Annotated in this window: 10 protein-coding genes; 2 read left to right on the plus strand and 8 right to left on the minus strand. The window is 39.6% G+C overall.

Going from position 1 to position 23,209, the window contains the following annotated elements:
- The 7 genes from Q763_RS17570 to Q763_RS14455 form a co-directional block, all read right to left on the minus strand.
- A partial coding sequence (locus Q763_RS17570; RefSeq protein ID WP_084596080.1) for a fibronectin type III domain-containing protein occupies positions 1-4,622 on the minus strand: 4,622 nt, incomplete at its 3' end.
- A 136-nt stretch (positions 4,623-4,758) separates the two neighbouring features.
- Positions 4,759-7,551 carry an Ig-like domain-containing protein gene (locus Q763_RS14430; protein ID WP_035135575.1) on the minus strand — a complete coding sequence of 931 codons (2,793 nt, stop codon included), beginning with the start codon at positions 7,549-7,551 and terminating at the stop codon, positions 4,759-4,761.
- Positions 7,552-7,646: 95 nt separating this feature from the next.
- The gene (locus Q763_RS14435; protein ID WP_084596081.1) at positions 7,647-9,035 is read right to left on the minus strand and encodes a peptide-N-glycosidase F-related protein; all 1,389 of its coding nucleotides are present in this window, start codon (positions 9,033-9,035) and stop codon (positions 7,647-7,649) included.
- Between the two features lie 97 nt (positions 9,036-9,132).
- On the minus strand, positions 9,133-13,059 hold the full coding sequence (locus tag Q763_RS14440; protein WP_035135577.1) for a hybrid sensor histidine kinase/response regulator transcription factor: 3,927 nt from the start codon (positions 13,057-13,059) through the stop codon (positions 9,133-9,135).
- A 216-nt stretch (positions 13,060-13,275) separates the two neighbouring features.
- Positions 13,276-14,364 carry an efflux RND transporter periplasmic adaptor subunit gene (locus tag Q763_RS14445; protein WP_035135579.1) on the minus strand — a complete coding sequence of 363 codons (1,089 nt, stop codon included), beginning with the start codon at positions 14,362-14,364 and terminating at the stop codon, positions 13,276-13,278.
- Position 14,365: 1 nt separating this feature from the next.
- The gene (locus Q763_RS14450) at positions 14,366-17,599 is read right to left on the minus strand and encodes an efflux RND transporter permease subunit (protein ID WP_035135581.1); all 3,234 of its coding nucleotides are present in this window, start codon (positions 17,597-17,599) and stop codon (positions 14,366-14,368) included.
- Between the two features lie 12 nt (positions 17,600-17,611).
- Positions 17,612-18,994 (minus strand): TolC family protein, encoded by a 1,383-nt coding sequence (locus Q763_RS14455; RefSeq protein ID WP_035135583.1) that lies wholly within the window; start codon positions 18,992-18,994, stop codon positions 17,612-17,614.
- Between the two features lie 165 nt (positions 18,995-19,159).
- On the opposite strand from Q763_RS14455, the gene Q763_RS14460 reads away from it, so the two are divergent.
- Both Q763_RS14460 and Q763_RS14465 read left to right on the plus strand, forming a co-directional pair.
- On the plus strand, positions 19,160-20,188 hold the full coding sequence (locus tag Q763_RS14460) for a sensor histidine kinase (protein WP_035135585.1): 1,029 nt from the start codon (positions 19,160-19,162) through the stop codon (positions 20,186-20,188).
- Positions 20,185-20,889, plus strand: coding sequence for a LytR/AlgR family response regulator transcription factor (locus Q763_RS14465; RefSeq protein ID WP_035135587.1), 705 nt, complete (start codon positions 20,185-20,187; stop codon positions 20,887-20,889). The genes Q763_RS14460 and Q763_RS14465 overlap by 4 nt, the downstream gene beginning before the upstream one ends.
- 18 nt (positions 20,890-20,907) lie before the next feature.
- On the opposite strand, the gene Q763_RS14470 is transcribed toward Q763_RS14465, so the two are convergent.
- Positions 20,908-23,208 carry a multicopper oxidase domain-containing protein gene (locus Q763_RS14470; RefSeq protein WP_035135589.1) on the minus strand — a complete coding sequence of 767 codons (2,301 nt, stop codon included), beginning with the start codon at positions 23,206-23,208 and terminating at the stop codon, positions 20,908-20,910.
- Position 23,209 lies beyond the last annotated feature (1 nt).

Consider the following 23,209-nt stretch of genomic DNA (forward strand, 5'->3'; position numbering starts at 1 on the left):
ACATTATCAACAGTAAGTTCAAACGATGAAGGACAAATATCGCCTCCAACCGGTGTTACAGTCACGGTGTAAACACCAGCCTCTGTAGCAATAGCCGTTAAATCAGTGCCTATAGTAGCACCATCTGCATCAGTCCAGTCAATAGTAACAGTACCTTCTGTATAATTTTCATCAAGAGCTACTTCAAGCATATAAGTTCCGCCTTCACAACCCTGGCTAACGCTTATTATAGGTGTTGGAACAATATTTACAACGAAACTACTCTCGTTTGAACATTCTGTACCAGGAACCTGAGCGAAGATGTAAACAGTCTGACCCTCTGTTAGTTCATCTCCGGCTGCAAGCATATCGCCTGTAGCATTAGGTCCTGTATAATAGTTATTGTTTTCGCTTAGCGCAGGAAGTACGAAAGCATCACAATCAAAAACATCGTCCATTGTATCTGCAACCGGTATAGTGATAACTGATACCTCAATAGCAGCACGAGGGCTTTCACATCCGTTTTCGTTAGACTGACTTACATAGTAAGTAGTTGTACCTGCAACAGACGTATCTGGCGTTGGAGCCTCAGTAAGCGCCACTCCGTCTTCCGAATCATACCAGTTAATAGTATATCCTTCCAGTATTTCTGCCGTTAGAGCTGTAGCGACTGCACCTTCACAGTAGGTAACATTACTAACAACCGGAGTAGGAATATCAATTCCTGAATAGGTTATCACAAGTGTACTGTTACAGAAAGGTGTAGACCATTCAAAATAATAATCACCAGGAACTGTAAATCCTGTAATTGTAGTTACATTACTGTTAGGGTCTTCAATTACAGTTGAAGAAGGGTTAGTATCATAAGCTACCCATGTACCTCCACCTATAGCTTCAATATTAGCTACCGGATCAGAACAGTCTATATCAAGCGGGCTTGGCGTAACAATACCTGTGTTAGCATTAAATGTAATGGCATCAAGGAAGTTACCTATTGTTGGATCACCAGCTGTAGCAACTGATTCAAAAATGAAACGTGTTACATCCTGACCTGCAGGAACAATATAAGTACCTGTATTGTAACTCCAGTCACTAGTACCTGTAGAAACAGGATCTCCTACCGGAAGATATGGTCCACCCGGAGGACCTGCTTTAAGCTGACAGGTCTCTACAGCCATACGCCCGCGGTGAGCAAAACCATATTCAAAAACAGTTCCCGGAGGTGCAACATAATCCTGGTATACACCTGCTACCTGGTTAGCATTAAGCTCAATAAACTGGTTACCACTGTAAGCAGGCACATCGTTAAAGCCATCGCCCCAGTATTCTATCATACCATCTGTAGCTGTTGTTCTCCAGCCCGGTACTGCATTTTGATGGAACATAGCCCACCCTCCTAAATCAAATACAGGCTCTTCAAAATCAGAGTTGATGGTAGTTACCAAACACTGTGAAGCTCCGTTACCATTAGTATTAGGAGTTGTAATACACAGATCACTTACATGAAGTGAATTGTTTGGTGTAGTTGAGTTAAGGGAAATCCTTACTTTATAAGTAGCTCCTACTGTTAATCCTAATGCATTAATAGCATTACTCTCGCTACAGTATAGTGGTTCTCCAAGTGCATCGCCACAAAAATCTTCGTAAAGAGCAAGTACAAATGGCTGAGCCGAAGCATTACCTACTTCAAAATTACTAAGGGTTATAATATGTGTTGGGTCTCCTGCTACAAATTCATACCATACATCTCCACCGTTAACACCGGTACAAACCGGCTCTGTAGATGCGGTAGCTCCTAAGAATGATACTTCTGTAAAATCAACACATTCATCAGTCGTATTTACAGGAGCTATTACTGCTCCGTCACACTCATCATTCTCAATAGCTGAAATAAAGCTAAACGGACCTGTCCATGTACTGTACCCATCGGCATCACCACAATTAGCTCTTACATAGAATACATATTCTGTAGCCGAATCAAGTCCGGTAACAGTATGCGGATTTTCAGTTGTTTCCTCTCCTGCATCAGTTGGCGCAGGTGATCCTGCAGGAAGTGCCCATACTTCCCATGTACCGGCACCTCCCATTTCATCCCAACTAAATGTAGCTGATGACGAAGTAGTCGCTACCAATTCTATATTTTGTGGTTTTGGACATGTAGGTTCGTCACATGAAACCGTACCTGCAATCACTACCGTACCCTGTGCTCCTAAACCTACCGGTTTTGAGTAAATATCTTCATACTGACTGTAAATAATAAGTCCTTTATCTGCCGGGTTAGAACCCGATGTGTTCCAAAACACCTCAATATCAACATCCGGACAAAGCGGTATATCTACCGTTGCCGATGCACCCCAGGTAAAGCTAGAACCTATTACCTGAATCTCTACACCTCCCTGAGAAACTGTCATAGTATTACCCTGCCAGCCCGTTCCGGCTTCGCTTGTCATCTCAAAAGTGAATATACACTGGTCTGCAGGGTCACAAACATTAGTATGTGCACTTGTAGGACCAGCCCATTCAGTAAGGGAGTCATCTGCACAAACATATCTTACATAAAAATCATAGTTTGTAGAAGGATCTAAATCAGTAATAGTAACCGAAGTTTCTGTAGTTGGAGTACCGGCATCTGTTGCTGTTGGTGCCGGCTCGCCAGCCTCTACATAGAAATATTCATATGATCCCGGAACATCATTCCAAGATAAATCAACACTTGTAGTTGTTTCATTAGAAACCGTAACACCTACTGGTGCTAAACATAATGGTTCGTCACAATCTACAGTTCCTGTATATAATGAGGTATTTTGAGAACCCGTTCCAGCAGGTTTAGTATAGAAATCCTGATTGAATCCGTTTCTGGCAATAAGTCCTACTTCATAAGCATAACTACCTCCTGAATTCCAGAAAATTTCGATAGGCATATCATTACATACCTGTACAGCAACCTCATAAGGTCCAGATCCTGTAAAACCAGGGCCTAATACTGCTACCTCAACATCATTTTGAAGTACACTTATGGTATTACCATTCCATCCGTCACCATAACTATCGGTAAGGATAAAAGTATAAGTACACTGATCTGCAGCATCACAAACTGTTGTACTAAATACAAAAGGACCCGACCATGTACTAAAAGTACCATCGCCACAATCGGCCCTTACATAGTATTCATAATTTGTAGCTGATGCTAATGGAGTACTGTCAAATTCTGTAGTAACATTATAATTTGTACTCACAGTAGTTGTTGTACCTGCTCCTGCCGGTATACCTTCACCTTCTTCCTGTACTACTACTTCCCATGAAGTAGAACCGTTAGCATCCCAAGTAAGATCGGCAGAGGCTAAGCCCATATTTGAAGCTGTTTGCCCTGTAGGAGGAGGACAGTTTACCTGTTGTACCGTTAAAGTATAAGGCGTTGACTGTGGTGAAGCCCATGTAGATATAACAATATAATAAGTAGTACCCCCTGTTACAGCAACTGTTGAAAGTGAAAGTGGCTGTGAAGTAAAACCAGATACTACACCTTCTAAACAGTTGTTACCAATATCGGCACAATCATCATAAATAAATACACCTACATAAGTACCTAAATCATCTAAATCTAAACTTATTACACCATCAGAGGCAGGTGTATAAGCATATACAACATCATCTCCATCTAAATAACTAGAAGTAGAGCCACAACCTGAGGAACCTGCTGAACCACTGTAATCATCTCCGTAATTCGAAGTATTATCTGTAACAGAGTATGGCAATGATGTAATTTCAATTGGAGCAGCACAGGTATCACCTAAGCCTACCGTAGTAAAAAAGAAAGGTCCTGCCCAGTCGCTCTCATTTACGTTTAACTCACAAACTGTTTTTACATAAAACTTATAATCTGTATTCTCTGTAAGAAGTGTTGCATTATACTCTGCAGTTCCGGTAACCGATACACCTGTACCTGTAGGAACATCGGCAGTAGGAAGTACTTCTATTTCCCATTCACCGGCTAGACCACCATCCCAAGACAGGTCGGCAGTTTCTGTACCAACATTACTTGCTGCAAGAGCAGTTGGAGCAACACATTCTTCTGTAACCGAAACATTGTCCACCAACCAACGGTCGGCATCATCACCTTCCATAACAAAAGCTATATAAACATTTGTTGCGGCAGCAAAGCTTGAAAGCGATACCACTATTTCGTTATATTCCTGCTGAGTTGGGTTTATTTCCAGCTCAGTCCATTCTTCAACCTGAGTGTATGCAGATAAATTTGAAGGATCTGCATCTGTAGAGATCATTATTCGGTATAAACCACCATCGTCTCCGTTAAGACTTAACCTTGAGAAAAATCGTAACTGTGCATTAACCGGTAGTGATACCAGTGATGTAACCAGCCAGTCTTGTGCCGGTACATCTCCAATTACGTTTTCTTTATCAATAAATGCTGCATAACTCCCCTCGTAAGGAGGTAATACAGTATTACCTAATGTACTTCTCTTCCATGCCTGTACAGGCCCAACTCCATTATTGTAAATATTCCAGCCTGTAGGTGGCCAGACAGAGGTATCTTCAAACCCTTCCTGAGCCAATTGCGAATAACCGCTCATGGCTGTAAAGAGCATGAAAAGCATGAATAAATTTCCTGCTATCTTTTTCATAAGATTTTATAGTTTGTAGTTAATTATGTTCGTTATAGTTTTCATTTCTGAAAATGAAATATCACTGTGCTACAGCCCCTTCAGGTTGTTTAACCTGAAGGGATACTGAATTACACAGCTATAATTTAGTTAAGGTTTAGTTCTTAAGTATTTTTGTTGTAGCAGTAGTATTGTTATCAAAACTTACTTTTACAACATAATAGCCCGCCTGAAGATCCTGTAAGTTAACCTCGCCAGTAGCAGCAGTATATACTTCCTGCCCCAGCATATTGTATACTTTTACCTCGTTAAAATTACTGTTCGCGTTAATGTATAATGTTGATGATACCGGGTTAGGATATACCGTAAATGTGGTAGCATTAAAATCAATTGTACCAAGTGCTTCAATGTTAACAACCACTTCCAGTTCACCGTAAACATTAGTATTATCTGCAGATGTAGCTCTCACTGTAGCAGTACCGTTAGCCAGAGCTGTTACAAGACCATTATCGTCTACAGATACAAAATCAGTACCTGCCTCTACGCTCCATGTAACATCGGTAACTGTAGCATCTTCCGGAGTGATTACTGCTAAAAGCTGCAGGGTTCCGTTTTCATTAGTGATAGTCGCTTCTGCATCATTTTCAACAACAACTTCAACAGCTGTTACATCAATATTTTGGTTAGAAACTGTGATTTCGATTTCGTCGTATACTGTTTCATCAGAAGAAAGTGTAGCTCTCACTACCACATTACCGTCTGCAACCGCAGTTACAAGTCCGTTTTCATCAACAGAAGCATATTCAGCTCCCTGCTCTACAGTCCAAACTACAGTTTCCTCTTCTGGAGTAACAGCAGCCATTAACTGAAGTGTACCTTCGTTTACAGTAATTTCAGGAAGTACTTCATCCTGAGTAGTGATTACTACTGAAGGTTCTACAGTAACCGACTGTGTTTCGCAAATACTAATTGCAATTACAGCGGTAGTTGCTGCCGGGTTTGCAGATGTTTCTTTAGTAAATTCAATAGAGCTGATAAGCTTATTATGATTTTCTTCATCAAGCGTAAACTCTGTTTGGAAAAGCTGGGTTTGTGTAAGTCCGCTAAAACTGTTTAAGGGTGCCCAACCCGCTGTAGTGATAACCGATATCCTACCTATACTTCCCATTGCAACCGTAGCAGCATCAGGACTTGTAGACCACCAGTCGGTAGCATTTTGACCTGCAAATATTTGTGAAGTACCGTCGGTAAAATTAACCTGAACATCCACATTGTTAGATCCTTCAGCACTTACCCAGGCGATGTATACCTTTTCTGCTTTTTTCTGCTCTGTAAGTTCAAGTGTGCCCGTATTACTGGTAGTATTTCTTAATACAAGTCCGTTATTTTCGGTATAAGAAGCTAACTGGTAAGTTAAACCTTCTGTAGCGCTGCTTGATATTAAGCCATCATTTGGAAGACCTCCGCCATAGGCAGCAGCACTAGCACCCGAACTGTGAGGGTTTGTAGGAACAAAATCCTGAGCATAAAATGCATTAGCACCATCTACAGGGTGTGTAGTTTTATCATTAGCATCTCCGCCCGTGCCTTCGGCAACGACATCATGATTAAATCCTGTTAATGTTAACGGAGTAAATACACATTCTCCTGAGTTAACAACCTCTGTAGCAGTTACACTTACTGCAAGTACCGACATACGTATTTCACTTGCCCACTCTGCAGTACTGTCTCCATTAAAAGTAAAAGTAATACCGGTAACTGTTTTTTCCTGATTAGCTTCATCTATTGCTAAGGCTATTTCATAAAGCCTTGGGTTTGTAGCATCACCTTCAAGATTGTTATTACTAGTATTTATTCTTCCTATACCCTGTATAGCAGTACCGGTACCATTGTACCAGTCGTTTACAGTAAGTGAAGCCATTTGGCTGGTTGCATCACTAAAGTTTACAGTAGCGGTAAATGGTAGTGTTTGCATACCGCCACCCGCACAAGCTGCAAGGAAATATACATCGGTTACATTTTGAGCCGAAAATTCAAGTGTTCCGGTGTTTATTCCCGTACCTACATAATCAGGTGTAAGGAATAAAGCATTATTACCCGAGTAATCTGCTAGCTGGAAAGTAACATCAGTGGTAGTGGCACTGTTTACAACTCCATCTGCAGGTAAGCCATAAGTAGGAAATGTAGCTCCTGATGTAGCCTGAAAATCTAATGATACCAATGCACGTGTATTGGTTTGATCAAAACTCATATCTGTACTTTCAGATGCGTTACCTACTCCATTAGCAATAATGTCATGGTTAAATCCTGAAATAATTGTAACAGCTTCGTTATAAGTAGCAGCAGCCTCACCCACAACCAAAGTATAGTCATGGTAGTTACCGTTACCTTCTCTAACAAAAGTAGCACATGCCTGACCTTCACCTACCGGAGGATTATCTGCATTATCACCCCATATGCTCACTATCCTCATTCGGTATGAGCCAGTGGTAACATCAGTAGGAATATCAAAAGTTGATGTAACAGTCTCAATAGCTGTAACCCATTCAGGGTGACCTGCAAAAAGCATCTCGTTAGTATCATCAAAGTCTCCATCCTGATTAAAATCAGCATATATAGCAAACGACATCCAATTTCCTATAGTAATAGAAAAATCCACCGTTTCTCCCGGTGCATGTGTAGTGCTTAAAGAAAGATAATCAAAAGTTGTACAGCCAGCACTTGTAACATCGTTACTAATATCACCTATTATAACATTTCTAAGCCTGTAATTATCACAACTTAGGTTTGCAGTTGATGTAAATTGAGGTGTACAATACTCCTGAGCAGAAACCTGCCCGGCTACAAGTAAGAACAGTCCCAGTAGTGATGGGGCATAATTCTTCTTTAAAAAGTGTGAGGCCTTGTGCATGATACGCAAAGCATCTCTTCTAGTAAAGTTGATTTTCATAATGATTTGGTATTTGGTTATTTTGGCTGTAAAATTAAAGCTATTTAGACTAAATAAAAATAATTATTGTATAAGCTAAATAGTTTTTACAATAATTAGTTCTTAACTATCTTTTTTACAGCAGTTTGGTTATTAGCAAATTGTATTTTTATAATATACATACCGCTTTGAAGTGAAGAAAGGTCTAGTGTTGACGCTTTAGCTTCAAATACGGTTTGTCCGGTTAACGATGTTATTACAACATTCTCAACATCAGTCTCCTGTATATTAATATTTAATATATTATTTACAGGATTTGGCGTAAGGCTAAAGTCTATAGTGGTAAAGTCTTCAGTATCTAGTGTCATACTGAATCCCTGTAGGTATACAGACATAGGAAATTCTCCCTGATCGCCATTAAATACAGCATCAGGAACATCAATTTTAAACGAGTGCTCACCTGCCGTTAAATCACCAAGTTCAATAACACGAATTGGAATTTTATCGCCGGGACACCAGTTACTAAATGAAGCCCATTGTGCTGCTGTCATCGGACTATTGCCATAAATACCATTAGGCTGAGTGTTATATTCTCTGAAAGGTTCACAAGATAATCCACCGGGTTTGTAGCTAAGTACCTGCTCACCATCTAAATAAATGTAATGCCATCTTCTTATATACTCCTCCCCTCCTGAGTTGGCTCCATGATTAGATGTAATAAGGTAAAAATGTGCATTTGGAACATCTTCCTCCAGTGTAAAGTTGATTGTTCTTACAGTTTCACCAAGCACATCTGTACCATCAAGTGTATAGTCTCTTAAAGCATATTTAAATGAAAGCGGTAAAAAGAAATTATCACCATATTCAACGCTTGTATCAACATCAGTCACAAACTCAAGTGTACCATAAAATACATCACTTCTGCCAGCACAACCCGCAACCTGTTCGTTAGCAGCATAAGGAACTCCAAACAATTCAAGCTCAATCCATAAATCATAATCAGCTAAAACAGCCGGATCCTGAAAAATCTGAGCTACATTATCCATTTCAAATGTATAAGGCACCTCATCTGGCTGGATGTTTTTGTTCATAAAAGGAGTAATGTAACGTCCAAGCTCAACACGCTCAACTTCACCATAAGCATACGATTCCTGATCTTTTGGAACCAATGCAAGGTTTACATTACCTATCCTGTCATAATTATCACACGCTGCTTTAATAACAATGTTCATAGTTAGCGTATTTCCAAAAAGTGCTAACTCATCATTTGTAAGTTTACGTGTAAAACAGGAATTACTTAAACGAAATACCCCATCGGGAACAGGCTCATCTACAGTCGCTGCATACCCATCATAAAAGAGTACTTCATCAAACACAGTAATAGTTTGCTGTGCATTCATTTTTGATGCTCCTGTTAAAAGGAAGCCAAACATCAAAAATTTGAAAATACTTTTGAAACCGGAAATAGAGAAATAAGCATTTTTATAAAACGTAGTTTTACTCATAGTTAAAATAAAGTTTAAAAAATTGTTAATGGTGTAAACCTCACATTTTTTAAACTTTAAGGGTATAACTATTGTTTCAAATGCTGTAACAATTGTTTCAACCTGCGTTTTTCTGAATATATTCCGTTGGTGTTAAGGAATATATCTCTTTAAAGCACTTTGTAAAGTACGACGGACTTCCAAATCCTGTTTTATAGGCAACTTCAGATATATTGTAGTTTTCATGAAGTAATGAAACGGCTTTTTTAAGTCGGTACACCTTTACAATTTCACCTGTACTCATATTAGTAATTGACTTAATTTTTCGGTGTAAACTCGTTCTACTCATGTTTAATGAGGAAGCAAGTTCTTCCACACTGAAGGTTTCATCGTCCAGCCTGCTATCAATAACATCATACATTTTTTGCAGGAACGGATCTTCTGCCGCAGTAATTTCCTGTTCGGTTTCCTGAGGTAATAATTGCAGTTGCTTATATAAAAAGTTGCGTTGTTTATTTTGAAGTTCAAGCCTGTTTTCTATACGCAATAAAAGTTCTGAGATATTAAAGGGTTTGGTAATATAATCATCTGCACCATAGGACAGCCCTTCCAGTTTACTTCCCAAATCTGATTTTGCAGTAAGGAGTATAGCCGGAATATGACTGGTATTAATATCTGATTTTAAATACTTACACATTTCAAAGCCATCCATACCTTCCATGAGCACATCACTTAAAATCAAATCGGGCATAATACTCAATGCCAAATCTATCCCCGCACGCCCGTCTAAAGCATGATGCACATAGTAATGAGATTTAAGACTGCCTTCAATAAATACTGCAAGCTCCTTATTATCCTCTACCAGTAATATAACAGGCTTATCTGAAGATGCCTCTGTATTTTCATCTTCAACCACCTGAAGTTCAGGTATAGCTGTTACAGTTTCAGCCGCCTTTTTGTATGGAAGTGAAACTGTAAACAATGTACCATGATTCTGTTGTGTATCACTACTTGTAAAAGTTATTGCACCCTCCTGCAGTTCAACCAATTCTTTTACCAATGATAACCCAATACCTGTACCTATCTCTTTCTTTTCTCCGTCAATATGATAAAACCTATTAAAAATATTAGGCTGTTCTTCTTTTGGAATACCTCTACCTGTATCCTGGACTTCAAGAGCTATTCCACTATCGGTCTCAATTAGCCTTACAAAAACTTTATCCCCTATATAACTGTATTTTAATGCATTTGATAAAAGATTATAAAGTATTCTTTCCAGTATATCAGGCGCAAAAAAGTATTCGGCTGTTTGTGGGCCTTCAAAAACAACCTCATTATTTTTAGCCGATGCTTCCTCACTAAAAACATTAATTACCTGTTTAACAGCTGTAACAATGTCTCCCCATAACATATAAGGTTTCAAAGCGCCTGCTTCGAGCTTAGCAATATCCAGTAACTGATTGGTTAGGTTTAACAGGCTATTGGCATTTTTACTTATAATAGATAATAGCTGTTCCTGCTGATTTTTATCATCAATGTTTTTTAACTGCTCAGCCGGTCCCATAATGAGGGTAAGCGGAGTTCTTAACTCATGGGTTATGTTAGAAAAGAAACGGCTTTTTACCTCATCCATCTCCCTTAACTGTTGTGCTTCTTTCTGTTTAAGCAGTATCTCATTTTTTACCAATCCCTGTTTTATACTGTAAGTAATAAACAATACGGTTAATGCAACAGTCGCAATAATATATAATGTAAATGCCCACCATGTTTTCCACCATGGAGGAGAAATCCTAATAGCAATGGCTTTAATTTTAGTACTCCATTTTCCGGTTGTATTAGTAGCATTTACCTCAAACTGATAATTTCCGGGAGGTACTTTTGTATAAATAGCTTCTCTTTTTTTACCTGCAATTATCCAGTCATTATCATAGCCTTTTAGCCTATAGCGGTATTGTATATCCTGTGGTTGGCTAAATTCAAGTGCTGCATATTCTACCGATAGTGTGTTTTGGTTATAAGGCAAGTCAATACTGGTAATGGTATTTTCGGCTTCAGCACTCTCCCCTGTAAAAGGCTCGTTATTAATTTTAATACCCGTTATAGCTGTATTGGGGTTGTATAAATCATTTGTTATGGACAGCGGATTAAACACTACGCCACTTTCTATACCACCAAATGCGATTTTACCATCAGGAAATGAAAACTGATGAAACCTGTTGAACTCATAACATGGTAACCCATGGCGTTCGGTAAACGTTCTTACCTCTAGCGATTTTGGGTCAAACCTACACAAGCCTTTGTTAGTACCCATCCATACATAATCTTCACTATCGGTTAAAACCGAATAGATTATGTTATCGGGCAACCCGTCTTCAACAGAGTAAAGTTTAGTTTTATGGGTATTACTATCAAAACTTAAAAGTCCCTGTGAAGTTGCAATCCAAAAAAGGTTTGTCTGTTTTCTGTCGGGCATAATACCATACAGCTTATTTACAGGTAGCGAATTGGGCTCATCTTTTGCAAAATGTTCAATAGTACCCTTTTTAACATCAATATGAAGTAAGCCACTATATTCAGTCGTAACCCATAGTTTATTATCTCTTGCTAATATGCCTGAAGGATAAGCAATAAAACCTAATGTATTTTTAACCTGTTGAGTAGTAAATAGTTTTTCCCAGCCAGACATATCTTTCTTACAGCCATAAATATTGTTATCTTCATCTATAACTATAAGCCTGTTATCGTTTGATAATGTTATCCCTTTTATCGGAATGAATTCTCCATACACCTCGGTAGGAAGAACAGGAAGTTTTTGCGGTTTCTTGTCAGAATCATCAAAATAGCCTACCGTTCTGTTCATGGCAATCCATGTTATGCCTCTTTTACCATCGTGTACCGAGCGAAGATAATAAGCCGGAGGTAAAAGCCCCCTGTCGGTAGCACTTATATTAAAAAAATTGTATACGGATATTCCCAGTTCTTTTTCAAGCAGGTCTACCGCAAAATCTTTATTATACTTAAAAACGTCAAAGTCTATTTGGAAATCTATTTGGTATATTCCGCCCGTATTAGCCCCAAGCCATAAAAGCCCCGACCCGTCTACCAGTAATGCCTGAGTATCCCTATCGTTTATACCATCAATATAAGTACTTTTTTCAATACCCCGTTTATCGTCATAGCTGTATATTGTTTTGTTTATCTGAAAATATACTTTACCATCGGGCGCTTCGGTAAGCAGTTTACCGTTAAAGGAAGCTTTTTCGGGTAAACTCAACTTACTGTATGTCTTTTTTGTTGTATCAAAAAAGTATAAATTGTTTCTATCCAGCCATATCAGTTCACCATTTTTTCTTTCGGTAATTCGCGGAACCTCTTCACCAAAGTCAAAGTTATTATTAAAATCAGTGTTGTAATGAAGTTCAAACTTTTCAAACTTTTTTTGTGATGCATTATATAGGCTTAACCCTTTATAGGTTAACACCCACATGTTTTTCTTACTGTCTTCCATTAGGGTTAAAACAGTAGTGTCATTAAATTCATATTGTGATACTTTAGCCTTTTCCTGTCCTTTTTCAGGAAGCATAAAGTTAAACACAGTATTTTCTTTACCTGCAAACCAAAAAGAACAATCAGAAGCTGCCTGCCATCCCCTCCTGTATATTGCCAGTTTGTTATAGTCCAGAAAATCGGTTGTAAGGATATGATTTATTTTGTGGCTTGCCATATCAAAAACATCTATGGCGCCACTATCATATCTAAGCCATAAATTATTATGCTTATCTTTTATACACTGGGTAATAAAATTAGACGAAATGGATGTAGTATCATTAGGTTTATTCTGGAAGATTTTAAACTGATGTCCGTCATACCTTGCCAGTCCATTATGGGTACTCACCCAGATAAAACCATCCTTATCTTCAACAATACCCGAAACGAATGACTGAGGCAAACCGTCTGACACAGAAATATGCCTTATATTCTGAGAAAACAGTATACAGGGAAATAATAAAAACAGGGGTGCTATTTTTTTTATTAACTCTTTCAAAGCGGGTAATTTTTAAGGTATGGTTTATGTAAAATCTCACCCGCAAGATAGTTAATTAAATGTTAAGGGTTTAAAATTTTACTAATATCAGCATGGTTTCCGTGGCTTTTTAACAAGAAGCAAAAAAAAATACGTTTTAGTAACAAAATGTATAATTAATTACCATAAAAAAAGGGAGCCGAAGCTCCCTTACCAAATCAACCAACCTGCCTCAAATTAATTCAAGGCTGAACCTTCTCTTATTTCTTCACTGGCAAGTTTAACCAGCTTATCATTTTCTTTTAAGCTATCGCTGTAAATCTCAACCTTATCACCTTCTGTTCTTCCTTTTTTCACAGTAACTCTGTGGGCTTTTCCGTTAACCGATTGCACCACAAAAGTACCTTCGCTGTAGGTTACTACCGCCGACTTAGAAACCACAAACGTACTGTCTGCAGATTTTAATGGAAGGGTTACCTCGGCAACCATTCCCGGCATTAATAAAGTATTGTTCTCAATATCCATCTCCACCCTTTCAGATCGTAGCCTTGCATCAAGCGCGCCCGACATCCTTGCAATTTTTGCTTTAAACGTTTGGTTAGGCAGTGACCTTACCGTAAAGCTTATACTGTCACCATGTTTAAGGTAAGCCGCATACGTCTCGGGCACTGCTACCGAAAGACGAAGTTTTTTATCATCCTGAACGGTTAGTAACGGTAGTTCCGAGCCTTTACCGGCAGGCCCTACATAAGCACCAGTGTTAATGTTACGGGCTGTTACCACTCCGTCAAAAGGTGCTCTTATCTGTAAATAGCTCTGCATTATCTGTACCTCCTTATAGGCTGCTTTTGCAGCCTGAAGTTTAGCATAGTCAGAATTTTTGCGTGACAGTGCTACCTCAAGGTCATTTTTAGAAATAGTACCTTCTACCTTACTGGTTTCCAAAAAGCGGTTATAGGTACTGTTACTTGCAGTATATATTGCTTCCTGACTGTGTAATTGTGATTCGGCAGCGGCGAGTTGCGAACTAATCTCAGGCGCTTCAAGTTCAATAAGAAGCTGTCCTTTTTTCACTTTGCTCCCTATATCTACCTTAAGGTCTTTTACATAGCTGCTCACTTTAGCATACAGGTCTACATATTGAAAACCTGTCATTTCTGCCGGAATGGAAACACTTGAAGAAAGTATTTCCTTTTGCAAATTAAATGTTTCTAAAACGGGAGCCTTACTTTCTGTAACGGCTTCCTTATCTGTTTTTCCGCAGCCTGCCATTAATAAGAGCAAACCCGGTAATAGTATGGTGTTTTTAACTGAATATCTTTTCATATTATCTTTCTGATGGTGATACATAAAACTTACTTTCTTCATCCTCCGGATCAAGTGATACCGACTGAGTACTTGCTTTACCCTGTGCCCATGCAAATATTAACGGAAGGATTACCAGTACTGTAAAGGTTGAGAACATTAGTCCGCCAATTACGGCTCTACCCAGTGGAGAAACCTGTTCACCACTTTCCCCGTGTCCTATAGCCATTGGTAGCATACCGGCAATCATAGCCACACTGGTCATAATAATAGGCCTTAAACGTATAGATGCTGCCTCTCTTGCTGCCTGTAGTGCATTACCGCTAACCATGCGGAGCTGTTCGGCATTAGTTACCAGGAGTACTGCATTGGCAATAGATACACCAACCGACATAATTATACCCATATACGACTGTAAGTTAAGTGTAGAGCCTGTTGCCAATAGCAGTAATAATGCTCCCAGTACTACCGCAGGTACCGTAGTAAGTACAACAAGCGAAACTTTAAATGACTGGAAGTTTGCCGAAAGCATAAGGAAGATAACCACAATGGCTACCAGTAATCCTACCCTAAGGCTATCCATAGTTTCACTTAGTACTTTACTAAGTCCTATCGGTTCTATAAAGAGTCCCCTTGGCAATTCGCCAAGAGAAGCGATGATTTTATTTACTTCGTTTGAGGCCGTACCTAAGTTGGTATGGTCTATATTGGCAGTAATGGAGATATAAGGCATAGCCCCAACATTATCATTCTGACCATGCGTTTCGCCTTCGGTAATGGTAGCCACATCACTAAGTACAGGTCTTGCCGAATTTCGTAATACCGGAATTTCAGATATATCCTGTTTTGTGTTCATTTTATCTAAAGGCACCTGTACCTGTACACTGTAAGCCAATCCGGCTTTTTCGTCAATCCAGGTGTTCTTTTCGGTGTAACGCGATGAAGATGTAGATGCGATAAGCGAACGTGAAATATCGCTCATATCCACCCCAAGTTGTGCTGCCTTAACCCGGTCTATATTAATATCCAGTGCCGGATAGTGAATAGACTGTGCAATTTGTACATCCCTAAAATATTCTACATCACGCATTTTTGCCATAATCTTTTCGGCATACTCTTCATTGCGCTTTTTGTCTTTACCTGCCAATCGTATCTCTATTGGTGTAGGCGATCCTTGGCTCAATACCTTATCGGTAAGTTCTATCGGTTCAAAAGACATTCTCATATCGGGCACAGCCTTTTTGATTCTTGCCCTAAGTTCATCCTTAAAGTCATCCATATCGGCATGGTAATCTTTAAGCGATACCTGTAGTACTGCCTCATGCGGACCAGCCATAAAAAGATAAATAGGGTTTACCGAAAATAACGACGGGTGTGTCCCCACATACATAGAGGAGATACCTATATGTTCCTGCCCTACCATGTTTTCCACTTCGTGGAGCACCGTAATAGCTTTCTCTTCAGTACGTTCCAAACGGGTACCATCGGGAGCACGAAGCCTCAACTGGAACTGGGTTGAGTTTACCTTAGGAAATACATCCTGACCTATTACACCCAGTATCATAACTGCTATAGCTGTTACCCCAACCAGATAGCCAATTCCAATAGCTTTTCTTTTTGGCATAAGCCTGTCAATAAGCCTCATAAAGCCCATTCTGAATTTTTCAAAACGGCTTATTTTTCCGTTATCGTCATAATCTTTACGTTCAGAGTATGCTTGTTTTTCGGCAGCTGCTTCTTTCTCATTATGTGAATGTGCATGGTCGTGTTTTGCATGTCCGCCCTCTTTCATTAACCAGTTGGCCATAACAGGCACAAAGGTTTGTGATAAAAGGAATGAGGTAATCATGGAGAACCCAATTGCCAATGCAAGTGGCAAGAATAAGGCTCCCGGTATACCCGTCATGGTAAATGCCGGAGCAAATACCGATAGTATACAAAGTAATATTAAAAGCTTAGGCAAAGCTATTTCCTTACAGGCATCCCAAATGGCCAGGGCCTTGGGCTTGCCCATATCGAGGTGTTGGTGAATATTCTCAATGGTTACGGTACTCTCATCCACCAGTATACCTATGGCAAGTGCCAGTCCGCTCAGGGACATAAGGTTAATGGTTTGCCCAAATAGTTTCAGGAAGAAAACACCCGATATGACTGATATTGGTATTGTAAGGATTACAATAAGTGCTGCACGCCTGTCACCAAGGAAGAGGATAACCATTAGCCCGGTAAGTACCGCCCCTATAACTCCTTCGGTAATAAGACTTTTAACCGAGTTGATAACATATACCGACTGGTCAAACTCATAACTCACTTTCACGTCTTCCGGCAGGGTACTTTGTATTTTAGGCAGTGCCTTTTTAAGGTTCTTAACTACCTCCCATGTAGAGGCATCTCCGGCTTTTGCAATATTAATGTAAACTGATCTTTTTCCGTTTACCAGTGCATAACCGGTGGTAACATCGGCACCGTCTTTTACGGTAGCCACATCACCAAGGTACAGGTTTTGAACTCCGCCTTTAAATAGCGGTATTTTTTCAAAATCCTTTATATTCTTTATGGTATTATTGGTTGGGGTCAAATAATTTATATCACCCACCCTTACATTACCCGGAGGTGCTGTTTGATTGTTTAGTCTTATAGCCTCTACAACCTGGTCTGGCGTTAGGTTATGTGCCCTAAGTTGCGCAGGGTCTACATTGATCTCGATAGTCCTTGGGCTTCCTCCGAAGGGTGCCGGAGACAATAAGCCCGGAATTGAGGTAAACGACGAACGCACGTATACGTTTGCCAAATCCTGAAGCTCGTTATTACTGCGTTCCTTACTGCTCAATACCAATTGCCCGATAGGGAGCGTAGACGAGTCAAAACGGATAACAAACGGTGGTTGTGACCCCGGTGGGAAAATAGCCTGTATCCTGTTTGCCAGTGCACTTAATTCGGCTGCTGCCTGTGCCATATTAGTGTCTTCATAATAGCTTACTTTCATTAGAGTAAGCCCCTGAAGATTTTTGGTTTCAATGGATTTTACACCATTGGCAAACAACATTATATTGATATAGTTTTTTGCAAAGTAAGATTCCATCTGGTCGGGCGTGTAACCTGCAAAAGGATGTGCCAGGTAAAGTACCGGCATGTTCATTTTTGGCAGGATATCCACCTTAACCGTTCTCACTGCCCCAATACCGAAAAAGAATAATCCGGCAACGAGCACGAGTATGGATATGGGTTTGCGAAGTGCAAATCGGATTAAATTCATTATCTGATGCTGTTAGAATTCGTTAATAAAAAGATTGAAGTCGCCCGTTGCGGCTGCTTTCATCAGCAGGGCCTGCCATACATTGGTATAAATCACATCCCTATCGGTCTCTGCCCTGTTCAGGGTATACAATGCCTGTGTTACATCAACAAGGTTGGTAAGCCCGTTATTGTACAGTGCCGTGCGCTGGTTATAGGCCTGTTGTGCTGCATTTACCTGTTGCGGAGCCTCAATATAATTTTGCAATGCGTAATCTATACGGGTATTTGCAGCATCAATCTGGGTTTTAAGTTCATTGCTTATGGCGTTGTACTCTTCCTGTAGTCCCTGTGCTATTAGCTTTTGGGCAGCCACTTTTTTAGAAGAACGGGCTATAGTGGTGAGATTCCACGTAACTCCCACCCCCAGCAGGTAGTTGCTCCTAACGGGGTCTATACCGTCAAAATAATTTTTGGTATAAGAGTTTTGGTTTGTGGCATAGTCAGCATTAAAGCCCGAACCTCGTGACTGAAAAACACCAAACAATGAAAAAGTAGGATAGTACTCTTTTTTATATAAATTAAGCTGGCTTTTGCTTACCTCAATCCTGCTCCTGTAAAATTCCAGTATAGGATTAAGGCTGTCGTTTTGAACCTCAGCAGTTAAAAGTCCGCCCGGTACTTTAGTCACAAAAGTGGTATCGATATCAAAATCCCTTGCTTCTATACCCATGTAGTTTGCCAGTTCATTATTTTGAATTTTTAGCTGTTGTTTTATTTGGTTTAAGGCAATTTTTGCTCTCGAAACCTCGGCTGCCGCAAGGGTTGAATCTACCCCCGGTAACAGCCCGTTCTTAACACGTACCGCTGCATTATGGTGAACCACCTCGGCACGTTCAAGATTTTTTTGCTGCGAAATCATAAGCCTGTGGCTTGCCAGCAGGTTTAAATAAGCCGCTGCGATTTTAACCTTATGGTTAAACTTTTCCTGTTCATAGTCTTTCTGGTATCTCGTGGCATCGGCTTTAGCAATTTTAATACGTTGCTTAGCCCTCCCGAAAGTGAAAAAGTCCCAGTTGACATTTACAAGATACAGCGCACCAAAGGCAGCATTCCAGTTTTGTTCAGCCAGCGGAAGCCCAGATGAGGCTACCCCCAGTCCGCCAAAACCATATAACGGACCGTTTTGACCGTTAACGGTACCATAGTCCTGTTGTGCTGCCAAAGTTAAGTTAGGCAGGTATTCCCTTTTAGCCTGCTTTACCGTTTGCTGTGCGGCATCGCTGTAGTTTTGTTTGGCATGAATAATGCCGTAGTTAGACATTCCTGTATCTATTGCATCTTTAAGTGTGAGGGTTTGCGAATTCCCCCAAACGGAATAAAAAAGCAGTAACAAGATAATTTTCCTGAAGTACATTTAAAATAATAGTTAGTAAGGATTATTAAAAAGAAATTGATTAATGCTGCACAAATGTATAATGGGCAATTGGGCATTTGCCGTTTTAAATGACGAATTGAATTCGTCATGCGTTTAAGTGTATATTAAAGTATAAGTGCTTACTTTGCAGTAAAATGTAGATTAATGAACAAGTATATAAAAAGCATTTTGGAGAAAAAATGGTGGCAGGAACTGTTTATCCTGGTTTTCTCCTTTGTTCTTTTTACCCTTAACGACTGGATATTAATTAAGTCATGGCGCGGTGTATGGTCGGGTTGTGCTTATTTCCTGTTATTATATTCGCACGCACAGTTAAACAGGTTTTTCCTTCTTCCTATACTTTTAAAAAAGCATAAGCCGTTACTGTATATCGTTTCCAGTTTGACATTGCTTTCGGTATTCTCATTATTTTTATATGAGGTAGCCACATTGTGGATTTATAAAAACTGTTTTCTGTATAAGACTTCAGAACAGAAAAGCTATATCTTTCAGGCAGCCACACTGGTAGCCACCCTTATTTGTATACTATCGGTTACCCTTATACTTAAATTTTACCGCGACAGTAAAAAGCTGGACAACGAAAAACTGCTTTACAACAGGGCACAGCTTAATTCTCTTAAGGATCAGCTTAACCCTCACTTTCTTTTCAATACGTTTAATACCCTGTATGGCATAAGCCTGCAATACCCAGAGCGTACTCCCGAACTTATTATGCACGTTTCACAGTTAATGCGCTATCAGTTGGAAAGTCATGAAACGCAATGTGTACCACTGGAAGACGAGATTAACTTTGTAAGCAGTTATGTGGAACTGGAAAAAGAAAGGCTTGGCTACCGTTGTAACATTACACTTAACACATCTATAGATCTTGAGAATACTTACAAGATTCCGCCGATGCTTCTCATTTGCTTTATAGAAAATGCCTTTAAGCACGGAACCTGTACAGCCGAAAACTGTTTTGTGGATATTGATATAAACGTAAATAACAACAGGCTTGAGTTCATGGTTAAAAACTCTATACCTACAAAGAAAAAGAATATCGTTTCTACCAAAATAGGTCTTAAAAATACCAAAGAGCGACTTAAATTGCTTTATGGTAATGACCACGAACTGACTATTGAGGAAAACGGAACCTATACCGCTACACTTAAAGTTAAACTGAAAAGATTATGACAAAGGCCGTAAGATGTATAATTGTAGACGACGAGCCTGCCGCACATTATGTGCTAAGCAATTATATAAAACAAAACCCATCGCTGGAACTGGTTTTTGAAGCCTTTAACGGTGAAGACACCTTAGAATATCTAAAAGAAAACGATGCCGATTTGATGTTTCTGGATATCGATATGCCCGATATTACCGGACTGGAACTTTTACAAAAACTACAGCATCCGCCAAAAACAATACTTACTACCGCATATAGTGAATTTGCACTGGAAAGTTATGAATACGGCGTTTTGGATTACCTGCTTAAGCCGGTTTATTATCCGCGTTTTGTAAAGGCCATAAGCCGATTTTTTGAAAACGGAGAACCACAGGAAAAACAATCTACCGAGGTTTTGCCTGATGCTATTAGCGTTAAGGTAGACAGTGATAATATTGACATCCCTATTGATAGCATACTGTATACCCAAAGCTATGGTAACTATGTAAAAATAGTAACCTCAAAACGAAACTATATAGCTACCATAACCACTGCCGATCTTGAAAAAAGTCTGCCTTCAGAGCTTTTTATGAGAGCCCACAAATCTTACATCATAGCCATTAATAAGGTAGATGAAGTGAACAAGGATTATGTGCTTATAAAACGTACCCCAATACCAATAGGGATAACCTACAAACGTGAAATAACCGAAAGGCTTAAAAACGAATAGTATCTATTCTATTCGTTTTTAATAGGTAAAAGCTATACCGCCACCTAAGCCCATATCACTGTCATAATGTGCAGAAAGTGACCAGTATTTGGTTAGTATATACCTACTGCCTACGTTGTATTCGTAGTCAGTATTCCAGCTACCCCACAATCTTAATCGTGAAGTAAGAGGTATATCTTCTCTTGTAAACTGTAGCCTCACTTTACCTTCGTAGTCTACCCTTAAATCAGTCTCTACAAACCAAGGGAGTACATATACAACCCCTAAACAGGCCACTACTCTTTTATCTTTTGTACTGGTTTGCCCAAACAGGTTGGTTTCTGCCTCGTCTGATTTCCTGTACCTAAAGTCCCATCCTGTATATACCGACAGGAATTGCTTATTGTCCAGATAACGGCCTATGTGTGCTTCGGTTTCATAACCCGACTCATTATCATACCCTAATCTCCATTCTAAATCGGCAAAATTCCTTGTATTTTCCAGTCGTACTTCCCCGTCACTACCGTTTGACTCCAAACCTATATCAGCCGAAAGGAAATATCGCCTGTCATCATTATATACTTTTTTAAGCGCTGACGCCTTATCAGGTAATTGTGGATTTGGCGGTGAGTCCTCATAACTGAAAATCCTTCCCATACCCGACATCATGTGATACAGTATATGGCAATGGAAAAACCAATCTCCATATTCTTCCGATGCATTAAACTCAATCACATCGGTTTCCATAGGCATCACATCAATTACATTTTTAAGAGGTGAATATTCGCCATACTGGTTCACTACCCTAAAGTAATGCCCGTGCAGGTGCATAGGATGGCGCATCATAGAATTGTTAGTAATTACAATACGGATATTCTCCCCTGCCTTAATTAGTATTTTATCGGTTTCCGAAATGGTTTTGTTGTTCACTGTCCATACATAGCGGTTCATGTTTCCGGTAAGTTCGAAATTTAATGTACGGAAAGGCTTATCGGGCAAAGTAGTTTTTACGGGTGATTTCAGCATGTTGTAATTAAGGGTAACAAGCTTCCCTTTATCCTTGTCCATCTCCATATGATGCTCATGTGCACTCATATTCTTTTTTTCCATATCCATTTCCATATGATGTTCATGACCGCTCATATCTTTTTTATCCATGTCCATTTTCATGTCTCCTTCCATCTCCATATGATGCTCATGCTTATCCTCTTTTTTAAGTTCAGGGTACATAACCGAATTCATATCCATTTTCTGGAGGCTCATTTTCATGCCCATATCTTTCATGTTACCGCCTACAGTCATCATGTCGTTCATCATCTTCATCCCTGCAAAGTAATCAAGCCTACCCATAGGCTCTATGCGTTTTTTATCGCCATCCCCCAGCCATAATGAAGCATGTCCCATCCTGTCTTCAGATGTTGCCATAAGCTCATATGAAATATTGCCTTCGGGAATTGTAACTATAACATCATACGTTTCAGAAACTCCAATTATAAACCGGTCTACCTCTACAGGTTCTACCTCAGCACCGTCTGAAGCTACAACAGCCATTTTACCTCCGGCATAATTAAGCCAGAAATAGCTCGATGAACTTCCGTTAATAATGCGTACCCTTACCTTATCTCCCGCTTTAAGGCCGGAGATTTCCTGCTCCTTTACACCATTGGCAAAAAAGCGGTCGTAGTACACATCGCTAACATCCATAGCATGCATACGTTTAAACTCATTTATGAATTTAGTTCCTAAATGTCCTTTTACCAGTGCTTCACCATAATTTTGTGTAGCTCCTTTTTTAATAGCATACCAGTCGGTTTCCTTATGTAATGACCTTTCAATTTCATGTGGATTCTCATCGCTCCAGTCACTTAAAAGCATTACATATTCGGGTATTTTTGGTTCATCTTTTTTATGAATGATAAAAGCACCATACATACCCGATTGTTCCTGTAACATGGTATGAGAGTGGTACCAGTAGGTACCACTCTGTTTTAGGGGGAATTTATAGGTGTGTACGGTATTACTTTTTATGGGGGCAGTAGTTAAATAAGGTACACCATCCTGTTCGTTTGGCAGGAGTAGCCCGTGCCAGTGTATAGATGTTTCGTGTTTTGCATTATTGTGCACACGTATAACAGCTGTATCACCTTCGGTAAAATGCAGTTCAGGTCCGGGAATGGTGCCGTTAATCGCAATAGCCTTTACATTTTTACCTGTATAGTTTACTAGGGTATCGGTTACATACAGGTCGTATTCCGTTACCTTTTGTGCATTTGCCAAAAAACCGAAAAGCAACAGGAACGGTAAAAACAACTTCACAGCTATTTGCTTTTTTTTCTTCATA

The organism is Flavobacterium beibuense F44-8 (assembly GCF_000769915.1).
Taxonomy (GTDB): Bacteria; Bacteroidota; Bacteroidia; order Flavobacteriales; family Flavobacteriaceae; genus Flavobacterium; species Flavobacterium beibuense.

What these genes read in the sequence shown, in the direction of transcription:
- Q763_RS14430 (WP_035135575.1), bottom strand. Translation starts at nt 7,551, where the DNA reads ATGAAAATCAACTTTACTAGAAGAGATGCTTTGCGTATCATGCACAAG.
- Q763_RS14435 (WP_084596081.1), bottom strand. Translation starts at nt 9,035, where the DNA reads ATGAGTAAAACTACGTTTTATAAAAATGCTTATTTCTCTATTTCCGGT.
- Q763_RS14445 (WP_035135579.1), bottom strand. Translation starts at nt 14,364, where the DNA reads ATGAAAAGATATTCAGTTAAAAACACCATACTATTACCGGGTTTGCTC.
- Q763_RS14450 (WP_035135581.1), bottom strand. Translation starts at nt 17,599, where the DNA reads ATGAATTTAATCCGATTTGCACTTCGCAAACCCATATCCATACTCGTG.
- Q763_RS14455 (WP_035135583.1), bottom strand. Translation starts at nt 18,994, where the DNA reads ATGTACTTCAGGAAAATTATCTTGTTACTGCTTTTTTATTCCGTTTGG.
- Q763_RS14460 (WP_035135585.1), top strand. Translation starts at nt 19,160, where the DNA reads ATGAACAAGTATATAAAAAGCATTTTGGAGAAAAAATGGTGGCAGGAA.
- Q763_RS14465 (WP_035135587.1), top strand. Translation starts at nt 20,185, where the DNA reads ATGACAAAGGCCGTAAGATGTATAATTGTAGACGACGAGCCTGCCGCA.
- Q763_RS14470 (WP_035135589.1), bottom strand. Translation starts at nt 23,208, where the DNA reads ATGAAGAAAAAAAAGCAAATAGCTGTGAAGTTGTTTTTACCGTTCCTG.